15 protein-coding genes, 1 tRNA gene, 1 rRNA gene and 1 pseudogene are annotated in these 18,571 nt (G+C 44.3%); 10 read left to right on the top strand and 8 right to left on the bottom strand.

The annotated features are described in order from the left end of the window. Window positions 1-82: 82 nt before the first annotated feature. The gene (locus tag GB992_RS07560; RefSeq protein ID WP_161001893.1) at window positions 83-1,339 is read right to left on the bottom strand and encodes an ATP-binding protein; all 1,257 of its coding nucleotides are present in this window, start codon (window positions 1,337-1,339) and stop codon (window positions 83-85) included. After that, entirely contained in the window at window positions 1,336-2,001 is a 666-nt protein-coding gene (locus GB992_RS07555) for an endonuclease III domain-containing protein (protein ID WP_161001892.1), read from the bottom strand. Before GB992_RS07555 ends, GB992_RS07560 begins: the two co-directional genes overlap by 4 nt. Before the next feature lie 63 nt (window positions 2,002-2,064). On the opposite strand from GB992_RS07555, the gene GB992_RS07550 reads away from it, so the two are divergent. Next, window positions 2,065-2,523 (top strand): GNAT family N-acetyltransferase, encoded by a 459-nt coding sequence (locus GB992_RS07550; RefSeq protein ID WP_161001891.1) that lies wholly within the window; start codon window positions 2,065-2,067, stop codon window positions 2,521-2,523. A gap of 215 nt (window positions 2,524-2,738) precedes the next feature. On the opposite strand, the gene GB992_RS07545 is transcribed toward GB992_RS07550, so the two are convergent. Next, a complete protein-coding gene (locus GB992_RS07545) occupies window positions 2,739-3,353 on the bottom strand; it encodes a TetR/AcrR family transcriptional regulator (RefSeq protein ID WP_161001890.1) in 615 nt (204 codons plus the stop codon). 91 nt (window positions 3,354-3,444) lie between these two features. On the opposite strand from GB992_RS07545, the gene GB992_RS07540 reads away from it, so the two are divergent. The 3 genes from GB992_RS07540 to GB992_RS07530 are packed head-to-tail and all read left to right on the top strand — an operon-like array spanning window position 3,445 to window position 6,948. Beyond that, window positions 3,445-4,980 (top strand): ABC transporter permease/substrate-binding protein, encoded by a 1,536-nt coding sequence (locus GB992_RS07540; protein ID WP_161001889.1) that lies wholly within the window; start codon window positions 3,445-3,447, stop codon window positions 4,978-4,980. Then, on the top strand, window positions 4,980-5,960 hold the full coding sequence (locus GB992_RS07535) for an ABC transporter ATP-binding protein (RefSeq protein WP_161001888.1): 981 nt from the start codon (window positions 4,980-4,982) through the stop codon (window positions 5,958-5,960). Before GB992_RS07540 ends, GB992_RS07535 begins: the two co-directional genes overlap by 1 nt. A gap of 40 nt (window positions 5,961-6,000) precedes the next feature. Next, window positions 6,001-6,948, top strand: a complete 948-nt coding sequence (locus GB992_RS07530; RefSeq protein ID WP_238331074.1) for a zinc-binding dehydrogenase — start codon at window positions 6,001-6,003, stop codon at window positions 6,946-6,948. 104 nt (window positions 6,949-7,052) lie between these two features. On the opposite strand, the gene GB992_RS07525 is transcribed toward GB992_RS07530, so the two are convergent. Next, on the bottom strand, window positions 7,053-7,685 hold the full coding sequence (locus GB992_RS07525; RefSeq protein ID WP_161001887.1) for a hypothetical protein: 633 nt from the start codon (window positions 7,683-7,685) through the stop codon (window positions 7,053-7,055). A 122-nt stretch (window positions 7,686-7,807) separates the two neighbouring features. Then, on the bottom strand, window positions 7,808-9,142 hold the full coding sequence (locus GB992_RS07520; protein ID WP_161001886.1) for a C1 family peptidase: 1,335 nt from the start codon (window positions 9,140-9,142) through the stop codon (window positions 7,808-7,810). Window positions 9,143-9,658: 516 nt separating this feature from the next. Between GB992_RS07520 and GB992_RS07515 the strand changes: the two genes are divergently transcribed. The 6 genes and pseudogenes from GB992_RS07515 to GB992_RS12040 all read left to right on the top strand — a co-directional run bounded on the left by GB992_RS07515 (window position 9,659) and on the right by GB992_RS12040 (window position 16,833). Beyond that, window positions 9,659-10,768: an ATP-binding cassette domain-containing protein gene (locus tag GB992_RS07515; RefSeq protein ID WP_161001885.1), complete on the top strand. Its 1,110-nt coding sequence runs from the start codon at window positions 9,659-9,661 to the stop codon at window positions 10,766-10,768. Further along, complete coding sequence (locus GB992_RS07510; protein ID WP_017261107.1) at window positions 10,765-11,661, top strand: carbohydrate ABC transporter permease; 897 nt, start codon at window positions 10,765-10,767, stop codon at window positions 11,659-11,661. Before GB992_RS07515 ends, GB992_RS07510 begins: the two co-directional genes overlap by 4 nt. Before the next feature lie 24 nt (window positions 11,662-11,685). Further along, window positions 11,686-12,510, top strand: a complete 825-nt coding sequence (locus GB992_RS07505) for a carbohydrate ABC transporter permease (protein ID WP_161001884.1) — start codon at window positions 11,686-11,688, stop codon at window positions 12,508-12,510. A 99-nt stretch (window positions 12,511-12,609) separates the two neighbouring features. Then, the gene (locus GB992_RS07500; protein ID WP_161001883.1) at window positions 12,610-13,881 is read left to right on the top strand and encodes an ABC transporter substrate-binding protein; all 1,272 of its coding nucleotides are present in this window, start codon (window positions 12,610-12,612) and stop codon (window positions 13,879-13,881) included. Between the two features lie 134 nt (window positions 13,882-14,015). Further along, a complete protein-coding gene (locus tag GB992_RS07495; protein WP_161001882.1) occupies window positions 14,016-15,263 on the top strand; it encodes an MBL fold metallo-hydrolase in 1,248 nt (415 codons plus the stop codon). 11 nt (window positions 15,264-15,274) lie between these two features. After that, window positions 15,275-16,833, top strand: a pseudogene (locus GB992_RS12040) (bifunctional metallophosphatase/5'-nucleotidase). 56 nt (window positions 16,834-16,889) lie between these two features. Here the strand turns inward: GB992_RS12040 and GB992_RS07485 are convergent. From GB992_RS07485 to rrf, 3 genes are all read right to left on the bottom strand, one after another. Further along, entirely contained in the window at window positions 16,890-18,068 is a 1,179-nt protein-coding gene (locus GB992_RS07485) for an NAD(P)/FAD-dependent oxidoreductase (protein ID WP_161001881.1), read from the bottom strand. Window positions 18,069-18,247: 179 nt separating this feature from the next. Then, a tRNA-Thr gene (locus tag GB992_RS07480) sits at window positions 18,248-18,320 on the bottom strand. A gap of 152 nt (window positions 18,321-18,472) precedes the next feature. Then, a 5S ribosomal RNA gene (gene rrf, locus GB992_RS07475) occupies window positions 18,473-18,571 on the bottom strand; the annotation flags it as partial.

Raw genomic sequence — 18,571 nt, 5'->3', positions numbered from 1 at the left:
ATCATCTTCATAAAAAGAACCAGCGAATACAATTCTTCGCTGGTTCTTTTTACATAGTATAAACATTTTTCGTGATATATGTTTACTTCTTAAATTGAGGGCTCGCCGTATCATGCTGAACATCCCCGGCTCGCACCATTGTCACTGCCAGCGGCTCTTCAAACCCGTTGCCGACAAAGGTTGCTTCACCCACGTTTTGTTGGGCCAATTCTTTCCCAATATCATTAACAATTGGTAGTTTACTCAATTCATCAATCGTCGTCACAAGGTGAACCAATAAATTGCCGAATTCACCTAACAATTGACTCGGCAAGTCGAGCGGACTCTGCGTTGTTAGCATCAGGTACAGTCCTGCTTTACGGCCTTCTCTGGCAACTCGCGATAATCCGTCTTGGTCAACCCAACCGACGTGACTAGCAGCCTCGGTCAAATAACGATGCGCCTCATCAACCGTCAGAACAATCGGCACGGTGTGTGGCAAGTTCGTTTTAATTGCCAGCAATGTCGCGGCCAATGTGGATACAACCAGTTTGCCAACCTTAAGATTGCTTCGCAGTGCCGATAAGTCGATCACGAGAAAACGGTGTTGGGATTTCATGGCAGCAAACATCGTCAGCAGATAAACCACGTCATACTGTGTCTTAACTGAAGCGTCCACATGTGCCTGTTCGGATTGTCGTTTTGGCCGGGGCAAACGGAACAACCGTTGCATCGTCGGATCGGCCAAGAACTTCCGAACTGATGCCAGTACCGGTACCAGTTGTCGCTGGCGAGGACGATCATACTGCTGACCAAGCAAACTAAAATCAGCATCCACATCACTAGCGGGTTGAACGCATTCTTCCAGCAACTGATCGGGTAACAAGCGAATGTCATATGGTCGGGGGAAATCATGCAGCCTTTCTAATTGTGCCTCATAGTCCGTCCAAGAAACGCCCACTTTCACGTAAGGTGTCTCCTGATGTAAAACATTATAAGCAAGCCGCAGACTTGTCATCGCAGCGCTCAAGATCGCCACGACAATATCGTCATCAATACCGATAATTTCCGCCAACTGATCAGCCGATAGTTTGGCAAAATCAATAAAGGCGTTATCGCCTAATTTGCCAACCACTGCATGTGGCAAATGTGCATATTCGCCCGTGGGATCCAAAATGATTCCCGTTTGGTTCTGGCGCATCAGTGCATTCAGCAATGCCACCGCTGAAGTCGACTTGCCACTGCCTGTTTGTCCCACGATTAACAAGTGCTGGCTAAATAAGCGATTCGCCTCAATCACTACTGGTTCAGCAGAGGGGCGACGAACGGCAAAACCATCTAAATTAGTTGTTCCTGTCATTTGACTGTCCTTTCTGTACCGGAGAGCGTAAATCCGCCCATAAAGCTGGCATCCCACTGCTGTTGATTCTTAACCTTCTTACCAAATTCATCGATCAGAGCATGCAGTTCCTGATATTCGTCCCAGTTCAGGCCAGCGTCTGCCTCCACCAACGTTTGAAAATCACGATATTTTTTAGGCACGTCTATGCCAAGCCAACCAAAATGACGACGGGCATAGGTGTCCGCAATAAATAGCGGTTTATGAAAGCCATACAGCATAATGTCATCTGCGGTTTCATTACCGAGACCCTTTACGTTAAGCAGTTCTGCCTGCAACGTCTCTCGATCTAGGGCTTCAATTTCCGCCACGTTGTCATCGTGAGTACCAGACCACTCAGCGGCGGCCATGATGTATTTTGCTTTTGTACGGTAGAGTCCCGCTGGTTTAATGATGTCGGCCAATTTTTCTGGTGTGCATGCTCGAATCTTAGCCGGATCATTGTCCGTTGCCGCTAATAGCGACCGTGCCGCTGCATCGCCATTGTTTGCACTGGCATTTTGAATCAGAATGGCTGCCCACATCACCTGAAATGGCGACTGTGCCCACAACGCATCCGTCGACATCCAATTTTGACGGCCCATATTCGTTTCTAAAATGTTGTATAGTGGTTTTAAATTCATATCTTATTCCTCTAATGGTATTTTACCTTATTTTGAATTTTGACGAAAAATGGAGTTTTAGTCATGTTAGATCAGATTCGTATTCGACCCGCCGCAATTAGTGATTACGCAATACTTGAAAATATCTATTTATTAGACCGCCAGCAGGAGTTTCCCTGGGTCGCCAATCCACAATTAACAGATTTTGAGCGCGATAGTCATCACGAAATGATTATCGTCGCCACCATTGATGAACGCGTGGTTGGTTTCTTGTCATTTTATCGGTTAGCCAATTTTATTCATTTGCTTTTTATTGACCCAGACTACCGTCATCAGGGCGTTGCTAGTCAGCTCATCGATTACATGCGGTCACAAGCAACTGGACCAATGCAGTTAAAAGTTGTCATCGCCAATCAACCTGCCCGTGATTTCTACGCGCGATTACAATTCCGCGAGGTCAAACGTGATAATCTAGCCACGCCACCAAACATCACCTTGGAAGATACCCAATTAGACCGTTATCCTTTTATCCCTCACAATTAAAAAAGCGTCAATATAAACGGTAAGTCCGCTAACAAACGAAACACCGCGTCAGATCAACGTTAATCTGATGCGGTGCTTTTTATTTAAACTAACGGACACCACTAATCCGCCTAATTTAATCACAATTGCCAACGGTCGAAGACAGATAATTGCGTAAAGGAACGTCGGTGAATACAATGATCGCATTAAGTGAACACGTTCAGTGAATCAATCTATTAACTCATTAATCCATGCAAAACGGTCGTCAAATAGGCCCTGCCAGATGCTACTAAATCAAAGTTACCGCGACTATATGCCCAGGTCGCCATGATTCCCCGAACAGACGTATATAACTGTTGAAATGCCAACTCTGGATCGTGGTTTGCCAATCTTTGTTCATCGTTTAGCTGTTGCATTAATTCTCTTAACGTATTAAGCATCTTCCAGTCACGTAATTTGAACTCCTGGTTCAATGTTTCCTGAAAGAATGAAGTAAACACCAATGTAACCACTTGCCAGCCTTGATCCGCAGACAATTGCAACTGAAGCATGCTGAACGCCAAAATACGTTCTTCTACCGTTGCTGACGGATGTTCTGATACATAAGCGTCATAGTTTTCTCTCACATAGTTGGCCAATTCGTCATAATAACGCTCACGAATAATGTCTTCTTTGGACGTGTAATGAACGTAAAACGTGCCTGAAGACACATTTGCCTCACGAGTTATCTGACGAATCGTGGTCTTTGCGTATCCTTGCGCTTTAATCAATTTTACCGCCGCCTGAAAAAGACGTGTTTTGGTTTGTTGTTTCTGTTGTGCTCGACTCACTTTAGCAGACACGCTGATCATCCCTTTCACTGACCTCGTTCACTAAACATGGTCATTATAGCATGTCATTATTCTCCTGCCTGGTTATCTACGTTGTTAAGGAGCTGATTTTATGAACGAATTTTGGCAAACATTAATTAGCAGACGATCTGACCTGATGAGTGCCATTTGGCAGCATATCCAAATATCGCTGGTGTCCTTGCTGATCGCTATGGCAATTGGAATCCCACTTGCTTTATTGGTTGTCCGTCATCGACGAGCTGCCAATGTGCTGACCCAAATTACTGGTGTCTTTCAGACCATTCCATCGCTGGCCCTACTTGGATTATTAATTCCCATTGTCGGGATTGGGACTGTCCCAGCCGTTATTGCACTAGTCGTTTACGCGCTCCTTCCAATCTTTACGGGCACGTTAACTGGGATCACCGGCATCGACCCGTCACTTGAAGAAGCAGCCGATGCGTTTGGCATGACACGAACTGAAAAGTTAATCCGGGTCGAATTTCCCCTCGCTATGCCAACCCTTATTGCTGGCATTAGACAAGCGTTAGTCATGATTATTGGCACTGCCACCCTAGCGGCCTTAATTGGCGCTGGTGGCCTAGGGGACTTCATCTTGCTGGGGATTGACCGCAATAACAATAGTATGACCCTTATTGGTGCGATTGCGTCAGCGTTACTGGCAATTGTGTTCAGCGGCATTATTTTCATCTTACAGAAGAGCAAGTTACGCTATGCCGTGGCGACTCTTGCCCTGATTATTTTAGTCCCTTCCGGCGTTGGTCTCTATCATGCTGTTCAACCCGCACCACAGACCATTACGATTGCCGGTAAAATGGGCTCTGAACCAGATATTTTAATTAATATGTACAAAGATATGATTCACCAAGTAGATCCGCGCGACAAAGTCGTCCTCAAAGCTAACTTTGGTCAAACAGCCTTCTTGTTCAATGCTCTCAAGAGTCAGCAAATCGACATTTACCCTGAATTCACTGGCACTGTGTTGGAAAGTTTGGTCAAACCAACGAAAAACCAAAAAGAAATTGGCACACCGCCTGCTCAACTTTACCAGTACGCTAAAAACGATCTGTCTCAACAGTTCCACATGACCTATTTGAAACCGATGGCTTACAACAACACCTATGCCGTTGTGATTAAAAAGAGTTACGCGGACGCGCACAATATTAAAACAATTGCTGATTTACAAAAGGTTGAGGGTAACTTGCTTGGCGGTTTTGATCTCGAATTTTTGGATCGCACAGACGGTTACAAAGGTTTGCAAAGCAAGTATGGCCTTAACTTCAAAACGCAATCAATGGATCCGGACTTACGATATGAGGCGATTAATAGCGGCAAAATCAATCTGACAGATGGTTACTCCACTGATTCTCAAATTCGCCAGTACCGGTTAGTGGCTTTACAAGATAATCGACAATTATTCCCGACATATCAAGGCGCACCATTAATGAATACGACGTTTGCTAACAAGAACCCTAAAATTATTGCAGCACTCAATAAACTCGCCGGCCACATCAGCGAGCGTGATATGCAAGAAATGAACTATGAGGTTAATGTTAAACAACAATCCGCCGCCAGCGTGGCCAAGCACTATCTGACGATTCACCATCTTTTAGGAGGTGCACGATAATGGCAGAAACTTTAATTACGTTTGATCACGTCAAAAAAAATTACGGCAACAAGCAAGCAGTCGACGACGTGTCCTTCACGGTCAACCGCGGCGAAATCTTCGTTCTCGTCGGCGCCTCCGGTAGCGGTAAAACAACCACTTTGAGGATGATCAACGAGCTGCTGGAACCTACCTATGGCAACATTTATTTCAACGGCAAACGGATCAAGGACTACAACGTGCGTGAACTACGTTTGCAAACTGGCTATGTTCTTCAACAGATTGCCCTGTTTCCTAACATGACTGTCGCGCAAAACGTCGCCCTCATCCCCAGCATGAAAAAGCAATCCAAGGCTGACACAAGCACGCTGGTCGATCAGTTACTCAACGATGTCGATTTAGATCCGCAAACGTACCGCGATCGCATGCCAGACGAGTTGTCCGGTGGTGAACAACAGCGGGTCGGCATTCTGCGTGCGTTTGCTGGCCAGCCACAGATTGTCCTGATGGATGAACCATTCAGCGCCCTCGATCCCATTTCGCGAACCCAACTACAAAATCTGGTCATCGACATCCATCACCGACTCAATACCACGGTTGTTTTCGTCACTCACGACATGGATGAAGCGCTGAAATTAGGCGACCGCATCGGCGTCATGCGCTTAGGCAAACTCTTGCAGGTTGGTACACCAGACGAAATCGTTCGCCATCCAGCCGATCAATTTGTCCAACGTTTGTTTGAAAATTCAATGGCCCATGATGTGTATCATGTGTTACTCAGCAAGCTGTCTGTAATGGGTTATTTGCAAGATGTTAATGACCCGAGGACGACGGCAAGTGGCGATGAGCGCGTCACGCTAACCGGTGACCAAACCGTCAGCGATGCGCTCACACCCTTAGAAAGCAGTGAAGCTGTGTTAATCCAGTCTGAGGGCGGCCCCGCACGGCTATTAACCCGTGATCAGTTATTCAAGTTCATCGGTGATTATCGCAGTCATTAACACATCGTCCGTTAACCTGATGATATTGTTTGGAGGTCTTATGATGTTAGCTATGGTTTTGAATCATCCAGGAAACGAACACACCTTTCACGCAGAAGAACGCGCAATACCAGTTTCAACATCCACTGATAGCGTGTTGAAAATTATGGCTTTTGGCCTGAATTATGCTGAATTGCTCACACGTAACGGTGAGTCACCAGACGTTAAGTTCCCACGCGTCATTGGTATCGAAGCAGTTGGCACAGTTTCTGACACCACGACTGATAGTGGTTTTCATGTTGGTCAAACGGTGATGACACTCATGGGCGGTCTCGGTCGCGAGTTTGACGGGAGTTACGAAGAATATGCCCTCATCCCCAATCATCAGCTGTACCCATTACCAATTAAAGACTCGTGGGCGCAACTCGCAACCATTCCAGAAAGCTTTTACACCGCCTACGGATCGTTGAATCGTCTGCGCCTATCGACAGGTGCGCACCTGTTGATTCGTGGTGGAACCAGCAACGCCGGTATTGCCGCTCTGTTATTAGCAAAAGCGATGGGCTACACCGTTTCAACGACTTCACGGAATTCTGACAAACTAACCACATTACAAAACCTTGGTGCGGACGAAACTTTACTCGATTGTGGCAGCTTGGAGACCACCACTTCATTTGATGGCATTCTGGAATTAGTTGGCACCTCAACGCTCCGGGATTCTCTGCAACACCTTGCTCCTACGGGTACTGCCGTTGTTACCGGCGGTCTTGGTGGCGAATGGTCATTACCCGATTTCAGTCCGTTTGAAATACCTGGTTACCTCACCAACTTTCAATCGACAAACGTTAACGCTCAGTTATTGAGTCAAGCCGTCGCGCTCATCAAGGATCATCGTCTACAATTACCTATCGCCCAAACGTTTAAACTGACAGACATTGCTCAGGCTCACCAGGCTATGGTTAACTCGCACAAGATCGGCAAGATTGTCGTTATTGCGAATCATGAGTAATGAATCTTGCAGGATATCCAGAACGACAAAAAATGACTTCCTCTCGATTACCGAGAAGAAGCCATTTTTGTATTCGTATGCCAAATTTTAAACTTTAATGAGCGTTACTTAATCGCATCTGGATCCGTGAATGTGTTAACCACTTTTCCGTTCGCAAAGACATAGTAGGCACCTGTTTGACCACGTTGCCCGCTTTGCATGGCTTGTTTTGAGAAGCCATCAAAGTTATACGCCGTTTGACCATTGATTGTGGATGCCCCGAGGTACTGATAGGCGGTATCCCCATTATTGGTCCCATATTGGCTAACCAGCGTGTTTAAAGCTTGCGCCTGACTCGTTATCACGGCCGAAGCTGAACTAGCTGTACCGGCCTGTGTGGCGCTTTGTGATGAAGTAGCCGAGCTCTGAGCCGGTTGTTGACTGGCAGCTTTTGAACTGGTTGCGGCAGCACTGCTACTTACAGCAGCGCTACTAGCACTTTGACTAGAAGTTGCGGCGCTAGACGTTGAGGCACTGTTATCATCTGTCGTTGAGGAAGCATTATCGTCCGTTTGACTTGATGTCGAGCTTGCTTGTTGGGCATCACTGGATGAAGAAACTTTCTTTGAGGTAGATGATTGCGTTTTACTGCTCCGAACTGATGAACTATTCGATGACTTAGATGTTGCTGACGATGAACAACCGGCCAAAACCAAGGCTGATAAAGCAACCACACCGAATTGAATAACCTTCTTCATAAATAACTCCCTCCAGGATTTCCCTGCGAACTGAACTCATAATGTAGATTATAATTTCAAACCTAGTTCACATGCAAATAAACTTGAGGTAATTCTCATTTTTTAATCTTTTCTTTGTTTCACTAAGCCAATGGATCCCAGCTTGGCAAAATTGTTGGTTCAGTCGTCAATAAGGCCTGTTGATCAGATGTCAGATACTTTTTATTAACGACCACTTCATAAACGTAATCATTAAACCAGTCAGCACTCATGACGAAGTAACCATCGGCCCCGTTTTCTTTGCCCCATGAGTTTTCAACCTTCCAACGTCGTGGTTGATCATCGACGACATCAACACCGGTTAAGGTCATCGCATGGGAAACTTCACCTTGCCCCGTGAGCAAACGATCAGCCTTACTCATCTGAGAGTCAACGTTAAATAAGGCATCCGTTTGGAACAGATTGCTATCCAAATAACCAGTCTTCCGGTCCATTTGTTGTAACACGTCATTACCAAACCAAACGGTCTCACCATCTTTTAGCTGAGCTGTTGCGACCCTGTTCAGTTCATCCATCGGCACATTTAAAAAGTGAATTGGGTTGCCACTTTCAATATTGTCTTGAGCCGGCATTGCATACAGTTTGTTGTACGCCTTATCAGGAGAATTAGTGACCACCACATAGTCGTTAAAGTCAGCTGTGAAGTATTTGTTCAAGAAATCCTTCGGGGTCAAATCGCGATCAATGTGATATTTTTTATCGTCATCGGTATATTCGAAATCAAACTTTACCGGTGGTTCACCGAATGCGTAGGCCGCCATGCGGTAAACTTCTCGCAACATTTGTCGACGAGCCGCCTCAAGTTGTTCCTCACTAGCACCATTGCTAACCAATGTGCGCAACGCAACAGCGTCTTTACGTTCTTTAGTGTTCAATGCTAATTCAATTTCTGAGCTATCCTCAGTATTGTGCACTTCAGGCATTACATAACTAGGCACGACGCCGTACTTTTGAACTAAACCGGCAGCCATATTCCATTGGCCACCATCGGTACCGGCCATCGACATTAACTTTTGCACTTCACGGTCATCGATTGGCCTTGTGGTATCCTCAATCATCTTTGTATAGAAAGTATTGGCGCGTTCAACACGGTCCCAGAAAAATAAATAACTCTGTGATAACTCGAAATCCTTAATCTTATATTGCTTGGCCATGCTGTGCCTCAACGTATTGAGCGTTGCAAACAACCAACAACGACCGGAATGCTTCTGATTAGAGACCGCACCTGTATCAACTTCGATTGAAAAAGCTCGGTTTAATCGCGTCGCTGCATGATTATCACAGCTGGCTGCTTTAACACCGTTTTTCGTCACCGTACGTTCCAAAATAGCCGCCTGTGGCTGTTTGGCATAGTCTGCTTGTAAATCTGCAATTGTGGCCGCGTCTAAAACCGGTCGTGTTAATTCTGCTTCACTCATTCACGATGCCTCCAAAAATTAGAATAAAATAATTTTACTCCTTAATGAGAAAAAGTCTAATCAACTTTTCACATTTGACTGTTCTTGTTGAATTAATCATTGTCTTAAACCAGTTTTGTTTTTTGGGGTTTTCAACGCTGACAAACGAAATAATGGTAACCGTTTTCTTTACAATCACAACATTGCTTGAATAAATGCGGGTAAAACGGTAAAAATTCGCATCAACCATTTTCATTACATCATAAGTCAAAAGTTTGTATAGTTCACATTCTGTTCTAAATGATTTTATTAATATATTTATTTATGAGTTTTTAGTTAAATAAAACGAACATTAGATAACTTGAGACTCGTTTTCAATCGTGTATACTGATTGTTGGTTAGACATTGCCAATCATTTTCAAATCACGATTAGTAATGAGTAAACGACGTCAGTACAACAATCTATCGGCGCAGATATTCCTTGTTCACGCTTTCCAATATCTGCTTACTATTCAGTTTACGAAAGGGTGTCTCATTGTGGATGTAAAGTTTCAAAACGTTTCGTTAGCATACGACAACGTAAACAACATTTTAAATAATATCAGTTTTACCATTCCTGAAGGACAGTTGACCTGTTTGCTCGGCCCAAGTGGCTGTGGCAAGTCAACAACCTTGAATTTGATTAGTGGTTTGCTTTCGCCAACCGGTGGTCAAATTTTCTTTGGTGATCAGAACGTTACGAAAAAAGACGCTCTGGCACGCAAAGTGGGAATGGTTTTTCAGAACTATGCACTTTATCCTCATATGTCCGTGTTGGATAACATTTGTTTTCCGATGAAAATGGCCAAGGTTAAGAAAGCAGACCGACTCAAACGAGGGCGTGAACTCGCGGCATTGGTCCATGTTGAAACTGAATTATCTAAGAAACCCAGCGAACTTTCCGGCGGACAGCAACAACGAGTCGCAATCGCTCGTGCCCTAGCAAAATCGCCGAGCATCTTATTACTTGACGAACCCCTTTCTAACCTCGATGCCCGATTGCGGGTAGAAATGCGTGAAGAGATCCGTCGCATTCAAAAGGAAACTGGCGTGACCACTGTTTTCGTGACCCACGATCAGGAGGAAGCCATTCATATCGCCGACCAAATCATGGTTCTAAACGAGGGCAAAATCCAACAGTTCACGACACCTAATCGCCTTTACGATCAACCTGACAACCTTTTTGTTGCTAAGTTCATTGGATCGCCAATCATAAATACCATTCCGTTTGCAAACGTTCGTGACGATTTTAAAACTGTTGTCCCTACCAGCGTCCTTTCAGACGGTACTACCGTTGCCATTCGTGCTGAGAGTATCGTGCCCGCTACCGATCCGCATGACCACTTAACTATGCTTCCGCTTACTGGCACTCAGGTTCAATCCAACCGCTTCGGACGAGAAACAAGCCTTTCCCTTAATTATGGCGGTCACACGATTATTGCAGACGGTTTCCGAGAACAGGATTTAGGTCGCAATGGCAAATCACTTCAGTTTGCCTTGAGACCACAAGGTGTCTTTGTTTTCAATCAGTCAGGTAACCGCATCTGGCCTGAGACCGTTGCGACCAACGTATCACCGTTGAAACCAACCGAGGTAATCCACGCATGATCAAACAACATCCGACAATTAAGTCAACGTTGATTGCATTCGCCTACCTTGCGCCAATGCTGATCATTACGTTGGTGTTTAACATCTATCCCATTTTTAAATCTTTTGCGATGAGTTTTTATACGAAGTACGACTTCTTTACCGATAAGGTCAGTGCTCTTGGATGGGCCAATTATAAGTTTATTTTTTCGGATCCTGACTTCTATTTGTCTGTTCGTAATACGCTGATCTTTGTCCTCGGGGTCGTGCCATTCTCCGTTCTTTTATCACTGATCATTGCCCTTTTATTACACCGCGTTCGCTTTTTAGCCGGCCTATTCAAAACAGCTTACTTTCTGCCCTTTGTTACCAGCACGGTTGCCATCTCTCTGGTCTGGCAGTGGATTTATAACGATCAATACGGCCTGCTCAACGCATTCTTAAGTCATTTCGGCGTTCATCCTATTGACTGGTTAAATGATCCTCATTGGGCAATGCCCGCATTAATTATTATGACCATTTGGAAAGGATTGGGATTCAATATCATTCTCTTCCTCGTCGGCCTGAGTAATATCGACAAACGTTACGATCAGGTAGCACAAATTGACGGCGCAAATGCTTGGCAACGCTTCATTCATGTTACCTTGCCACTGCTTTCACCAATGACCTTCCTAGTTAGTGTCACCAGCGTCATCAGTGGTTTCAAAGTATTCGACGAAATTTTTGTTCTGTTTGGTGGCTCACCTGGTCCAGGTAAATCGACGCTCACCATTGTTTTCTACCTGTACCAAAAATTTTACTCAGAATGGAAATATGGTATTGCGGCCGCATCAGGTGTCGTCTTATTTTTACTTATTCTCGTCGTCACCATCATTCAATTTTGGTACAGCAGAAAGCACGTGCACTATGCTTAGTCGATTGTTCAAAAGGAGCTTCGCATGACGAAAAAGCGAATCAGTCAGGCTTTACTCATAATCATTTTGACGCTGGGTGCCATTACGATGTTAGTGCCCTTCATCTGGATGCTCTCAACCGCTTTAAAAACAGCCCCAGAAACGGTTAGGGTGCCGCCAACATGGATTCCAAAGCACCTGCAGTGGCAAAACTTCGTTACTGCATGGCACGCTGCCCCATTTTTAACATATTTTATCAATAGTCTTATCGTCACCACGGTCACAACGATTGGTCAGTTATTTACAACGATTTTAGCCGCCTTTGCATTTTCCCGGCTTAACTTCTATGGCAAAAACTTTCTATTCGCGCTCTTCTTATCGACCATGATGGTTCCTGGCGAAATGTTGATTATTCCAAATTTCGTTACCTTATCAAAATTTAGTCTGATTAACACCTTTGGTGCGTTGATCATCCCCTGGTTAGCCAGTTTTTTTGCCGTTTTCACCTTACGTCAGACATTCAACGCCATTCCAAACGAACTCTATTACGCGGCCAAATTAGATGGTTCATCAGATTGGCACTTCCTCTGGACTATGATGGTGCCGCTATCCAAGTCGGCCATCACCGCAATCGGTATCTTGGAAGTCATTGGCAGTTGGAATTCATTCATGTGGCCACTTATTGTGACTAACACGGCTAAAGTAAGAACGCTTCCCGTTGGTTTGAATGCCTTCACCAGCGACGCCGGGACACAATTTCAACTCCTCATGGCGGCATCAACATTTGTTATCTTGCCAATGATCATCGTTTATCTGTGCCTACAAAAATACATCATTGCTGGTATTAGTAAATCAGGTCTTAAGGGTTAAACCGCTTTAACAGCTTTGCACCGAAAGGGGTGTTGCCATCGAGAATCAGGTGTTTGTATCGGGAATGTCACTTCTGTTTGAGAAAGGATGAAAAAGATCATGAAGACCCATAAAGGTTTGATGCTGCTGGCAACGCTAGCTGCTGCAGCCGGTATTACATTAACGGCGCTGCGACCTGCACATGCCGCCGATACTTCGACAAACCGAACAAAGATTACTTTTTGGAGCGGTTTAACTGGCCCTTATCAAAAGAATCTCAACACAATCGTTAACGACTACAATCAGTCGCAAACTAAGTACCAAGTTGTCGCCACCTCGCAAGGTGACTACACCCAAATGAACCAAAAGGTCATGGCCGCAGCCAAGTCACATAGTCTGCCTGTTTTGGGCATGACAACCTATACAAACCTACCTGATTATCAACACCATGGCTTTATCGATAATTTAAATCCAATGTATAAGGGCATGTCATCAAAAGCGAAAAAGGACATTTACCCAGCCTTTCTTTCCGGATCCAAGATTGGTAACACTTACTACTCAACACCATTTTCAAAGTCAACGCGCATTATGTATGTAAACAAAGACATTCTGAAGAAATATCACCTGAGCATTCCTAAGACTTGGGATCAATTGAAACAAGATGGTGCCAAGCTGAAAAAAGATGGAATCTATGCTTACGGATTCGACAAGAGTTTTGACATGGAATGGGAAGGTATGGCGCACGCGGCTGGTGTAACGCCCGTCTCCAGCACTGGCAAAGTTCAGGTAGCCAACAAGAAGTCCATTGCGGCCGCCAATTTGGTTCTAGACATGGTTAAGGATGGCACGGCTAAATCAGCTGGCTCCGATAACTACTGGACCAAAAACTTTGTTAACGGGAAATCGGCTTTCTACATTGGTTCTTCCGCCGGTTTGACCCAAACGAAGTTACAAGCACCTAAAACATTAAACTGGACCACCGCCCCTGTTCCTTCATATGAAGGTAAGAGTGGTACGGAAGTCGCAGGTAACGACTTAGTGCTATTTAAAGGTGCAAACACCAAGCAAAAACGTGGCGCTTACGACTTTATGAAGTATCTACTTAAAGCAAAAACTGCTACTAAGTGGGCTAAATTAACTGGTTATGTACCATTATCAAAATCAGCTACTAACTCCGCAGATTACCAAAGCTTTTTGAAACAACACCCTGAGAACAAAGCAGCTGTAAACTCATTACCAAAAGCATTCGCCCAACCTGCCTTTGCTGGTTTCGGTGAATACTATAACGACAAAGGTGACGCATTTAACAGCATGCTCACTAAGAACACGTCCGCAAAAGATGCGTTAACAAAGCTTGCTAAACAAGCAAAGCAAATTACTTCAGCAAACTAGTTTTTCAAACATTGTCACATTAAGTATTTTTATCCCAAACAGGCGACGTTTGTGTCAGAACGTCGCCCTGCTACATAGAACATCTGCTTTCCCCACATATGCCAATATCTGTATTTATATTAAGAGGCTAATCTATGACTACTGTTCGATTTTTAAACGGTTTATCCACCATTGGCGGCAACATCATGGAAATTGCCACCGAAACATCTCGAGTCATTATGGACTTCGGTATGACTGAAAATAGCGAAGAAACAGATGTCCGAACGTTGATTGCACAACACAGTTTACCTGCACTTAATGAGCTGTTTCAGGATAATCAGAAACACGCCTTTCAACATGAAGCCATTTTTATCAGTCATTTGCACTTAGACCACACGGCAGCATTAGCCTACCTGCGCAGTAACATTCCGGTTTATATCTCTCATGAATCGTATCGACTGTATCAAAACTTAGCTGGCTCTGGCCTGGCAATGCCTCTAGGAATTAATCTTCATGCATTTGAATATGATCACACTATTCAAATCGGCGACCTTTCTGTAACAGGTTTTGCTAGCGACCATGATGCTTTCGGAGCCGCTGCTTTGCTAGTTAGCGATGGTCACCACTCCTTTGGTCACTCTGGCGACGTTCGTCTTCATGGTCCTCACCTAGAACGTGTTCACAACTGGATAAACGCATTTCGAGCAGCTCATCTGGATCTCTTTATGCTAGAGGGCACGAGCTTCAGCTTTGAACCGAAACAGAATTTAGAATTTTCTGAACCAGTCAGTGAAGATGATGTTCAGCGTACCTTTAGGCAACTGATTCAAAATGATGAGCGTCTCCTTGTCATTAATCCGTATCCACGAAACCTTGAGCGATTATTACGCTTTAATCAAACAGCAAATGCGTATAATCGCCCCGTTGTCTGGGAATTACCATACGCCCGCTTATTAAGTAGCTTTTATCCTGAAGCATTAATTCACGTTCAAGAAACAGAACGACTTAACAAACAGGATTTTGCGATGTTAATTCCCGTTTCCATGTCCACTATTCAGCACGAGCCAGAACGTTTTTGTCTACAGAATAGTTACGCTGATTTACAAGTATTGTCTCGCTGCCCAAAATTCCTATATTTACACAGTAATGGCGAACCACTTGGCAATTACGATCCTCGTTACATGAAACTACAGGAATTTCTCGCACAACATCACGCCGAATATCAGTACTTAGGCAGTTCAGGCCATGCTACTCGGAATGCGCTCATTGCCATTGCTAAAAACGTTAACGCGCAAACTACAGGTATCTGGCATTCATTTCATCCAGAAGCGGCCGTCGCTGCCATGTCAGAATTAGATACTCACCTTTTTTTACCAAACTATGATGAAATTTACTCGTTTTAAAGGGGTTCTCCATGAAATTAACAATTTTATCTACTAGTGATATTCACGGCTATTTCTACCCAACAGATTTTCGAACTGCCAATCAGCAATCACCGTTTGGTCTAGCGCGTGCTGCGACAGTCATTGACACAATAAGGAGTCAGTCAGATCCACAAGATATGGTGCTAACCATTGAAAACGGCGATTTTATTCAAGGTTCCCCGCTAACCTACTACCTAAATCATTTTGATCAGACATCTGCACCCTTGCTCAGTAACGTCGCCAATAACGTCAATTATGATGTCGGTATCTTGGGCAACCATGAGTTTAATTACGGTCGGGAGTATATGGAACATGTACTTTCAAAACGGAATTACCCTATCTTGTGTGCAAACATCCTGGATGAACAAGGACGGCCTTATTTCGGTAATCCTTACAAAATCTTCACTCATAACGGTCTTCGAGTAGCTATTTTAGGGCTCACCACCTCTTACATTAGCCACTGGGAACCCTTAGATCACGTTCGTGGTTTATCCTTTGTTTCCGCATTACAAACGGCAAAAAATTACGTGCCTAAGCTTCATCAATTAGCTGATATTGTCATCGTTGCCTATCATGGCGGATTTGAATGCGATTTGGATACAAATCGACCAACTGAACTAGAAACTGGCGAAAACGAAGCTTCTGCCCTTTCTAAAGTCCCGGCATCGACGCCCTCGTTACAGGCCATCAACACCGTTCTATTGCAACCCACGTGAATGGTGTGCCAACAACACAGCCAGGCTATCGCGGTGCTTACGTTGGCCAAATTAACCTCACCGTGGAAGATCATGTCATAACCCATAGTGAAGCTTCGCTGATTAAAACCGCTACAGTGCAGCCACGAATACAAATCAATGAACCATTAGCAAAGAGCGAAATGGCTACAGAGAACTGGTTGGATACGACCATTGGTCAGCTAGAGGAAGATGCACATATTAGCGATCCTATGATGGCCAGATTACACGGGCACCCCTACCTCGACTTTATTAACCAAGTTCAGATGGAAGCCGCCGGAGTTGACCTCTCCAGCACCGCCTTGTTCACCAACGAGGTGGCAGGGCTAGACCGTGAAGTTACAATGCGTGATGTTGAAATCAGCTATCCGTATCCAAACACCTTAGCCGTTTTAGAAATCACCGGTGCAGATTTACGTGCGGCCGTAGAACAATGCGCGCATTATTGGCAGTGGGACGGTCAGCAAGTTGGTGTCAGCAAAGATTACACCGATCCAAAAGTTCAACATTATAACTACGATCTATTTGCCGGCATAAATTACACGGTCGATGTAACCAGACCACTTGACGATCGTGTTACCGAACTGATCTACCATGGCGAATCAGTCAAGAAAACAGATCGTTTGCACATCGTTCTCAATCAATATCGTGCAATTGGCGGTGGCGAATTTCATATGTTCTCTGCTGATAAAATAATTAAAACTGTGCCCATTGACATGGCCGAGCTAATTGCCCATTATTTTTCAAAACGTCAAATCGTCTCTGTAGTGCCAACTAGCACTTATCGAGTAGTAGCGAATACAAAAGTTCTGTGACTAATGTAAAAACTCTCCCACCGAAAACGCGGTGAGAGAGTTTTTTCTGACTATTTTTAACTTAGATTTCGCATCATGTTTGCAAAGCCACTTTCTTCCATAATTGAACGGTCATTAACCATCTTTTTAACAAGAGCAACTTTACGACCCTTCAATTTAATCCGACCTGAATCACCTATCTCTGCAATACCAGTCGTTGGTCCCAGTGAACAAACTGTTCCCAAAGATTTATAAGTAAAGTCAGATAATTGGGTCCCGTCAATCGATGCCTTAATATTCTTGGCTGTGTGGGTCGCTTGAGCAATAGAAATTTGTCCCGTAGTTGGGTAAAAACGTCCACTAGCTGGATCAGGAACCGCACTACTATCACCAATGATGAACACTTCAGGATGATCTTTCATAGTAAGCTGACTCGTCACTGCCACGCGGTTTCGTTTCTGATCAAATTGTGAATCACTGATAACGTGGCTGCCGCGAACCCCAGTAGTCCAAATAATGGTGTTGGCTTCGTAAACATTATCCCCACTAATGACACTGTGATCTGTCACTTCGTCAATTGGCGTAGATGTATGAATGATTGCACCATGATCTGCTAAGAATTGTACGGCAAAATCGACAAGCTTTTGATCGAACATTGGTAAAATCTTTGGCATTGCTTCAAGACAAGTAATTTGAATTTTATCTGCTGGCAAATGATACTGTTCAACTAGTGAAGGCATGCGATAGACTAATTCTCCCAGCAGTTCGATACTCGTGAAGCCGGCACCACATACGATAATGTGCAGATCCCGTTCATCGTGTGTGTCATTGTATGCGGCCAAACGTTCTTCAAGATGTTTCCTAATTGCTTTGGCACTATCAATATCTTGGAGTGGTAATCCGTATGTCGCCGCTCCTTTAATGCCAAAGTCTTCTGACTCAAATCCTAGTGCAACAACTAGATAATCATATTTTAACGGTGTTGCTTCTTTCTCTAACGTTACCGTTTTATCTTGGGGATCGATGCGTGTCACATTGTCTTGCTTAAAGGTTACTTCTTTAGGAATAGCCTTACGGATGTCAAAAGTGATGTGGTCAGCTTCATTTGTGCCAATTGCCACAGTATGTAATGCAGTGGCCTCATAGTGATATGAATTTCGATCTATTAAGGTTACGTGTACGTTCGATGTGCCGCTCAATTCGCGGACCGTTCGTAATCCAGCGTACCCAGCGCCTAATACCACAACTTCTGTCATAATAATGACCTCCCTCAGTGTTTTTCTTCTCATGACTATTATAAAAGCAATCGCATTTAATTGTCCTAATTTACGCTCGCTATTTCTATTTTGCACAATATAATCAATTAATAAACTTAGAAAAATAAAAAACGCCTCAAATAACGAGACGTTTTGCACTGGAATATTCAATTAAAAGATGCCGGATAGGTGACTTGAACACCTGACCCTCGGTTTACGATACCGATGCTCTACCAACTGAGCTAATCCGGCAAATAGCACATCTGTTAGTATAACGGACTTTTTCACTGGCTTCAAGGTTTAATCAACGCCTAGCTAGCATTTCTTGCTGAAAGGCGCCGTGCCTTAATCAGGCGCCTTTCAAGATACAAGAAAACGCCAATCATCAGATTGACGTTTCAATCGCATGGCGACGACCTACCCTCGCAGGGAGCGATCCCCCAACTACTCTTGGCGCGACGAAGCTTAACTTCCGTGTTCGGCATGGGAACGGGTGTATCCTT

The sequence above is a fragment of the Furfurilactobacillus milii genome (genome assembly GCF_009863985.1).
In the GTDB taxonomy this organism is placed as follows: Bacteria; Bacillota; Bacilli; order Lactobacillales; family Lactobacillaceae; genus Furfurilactobacillus; species Furfurilactobacillus milii_A.
Note: the sequence above shows the minus strand (reverse complement) of the source record. Positions and strands in the feature narration are given on the sequence as shown.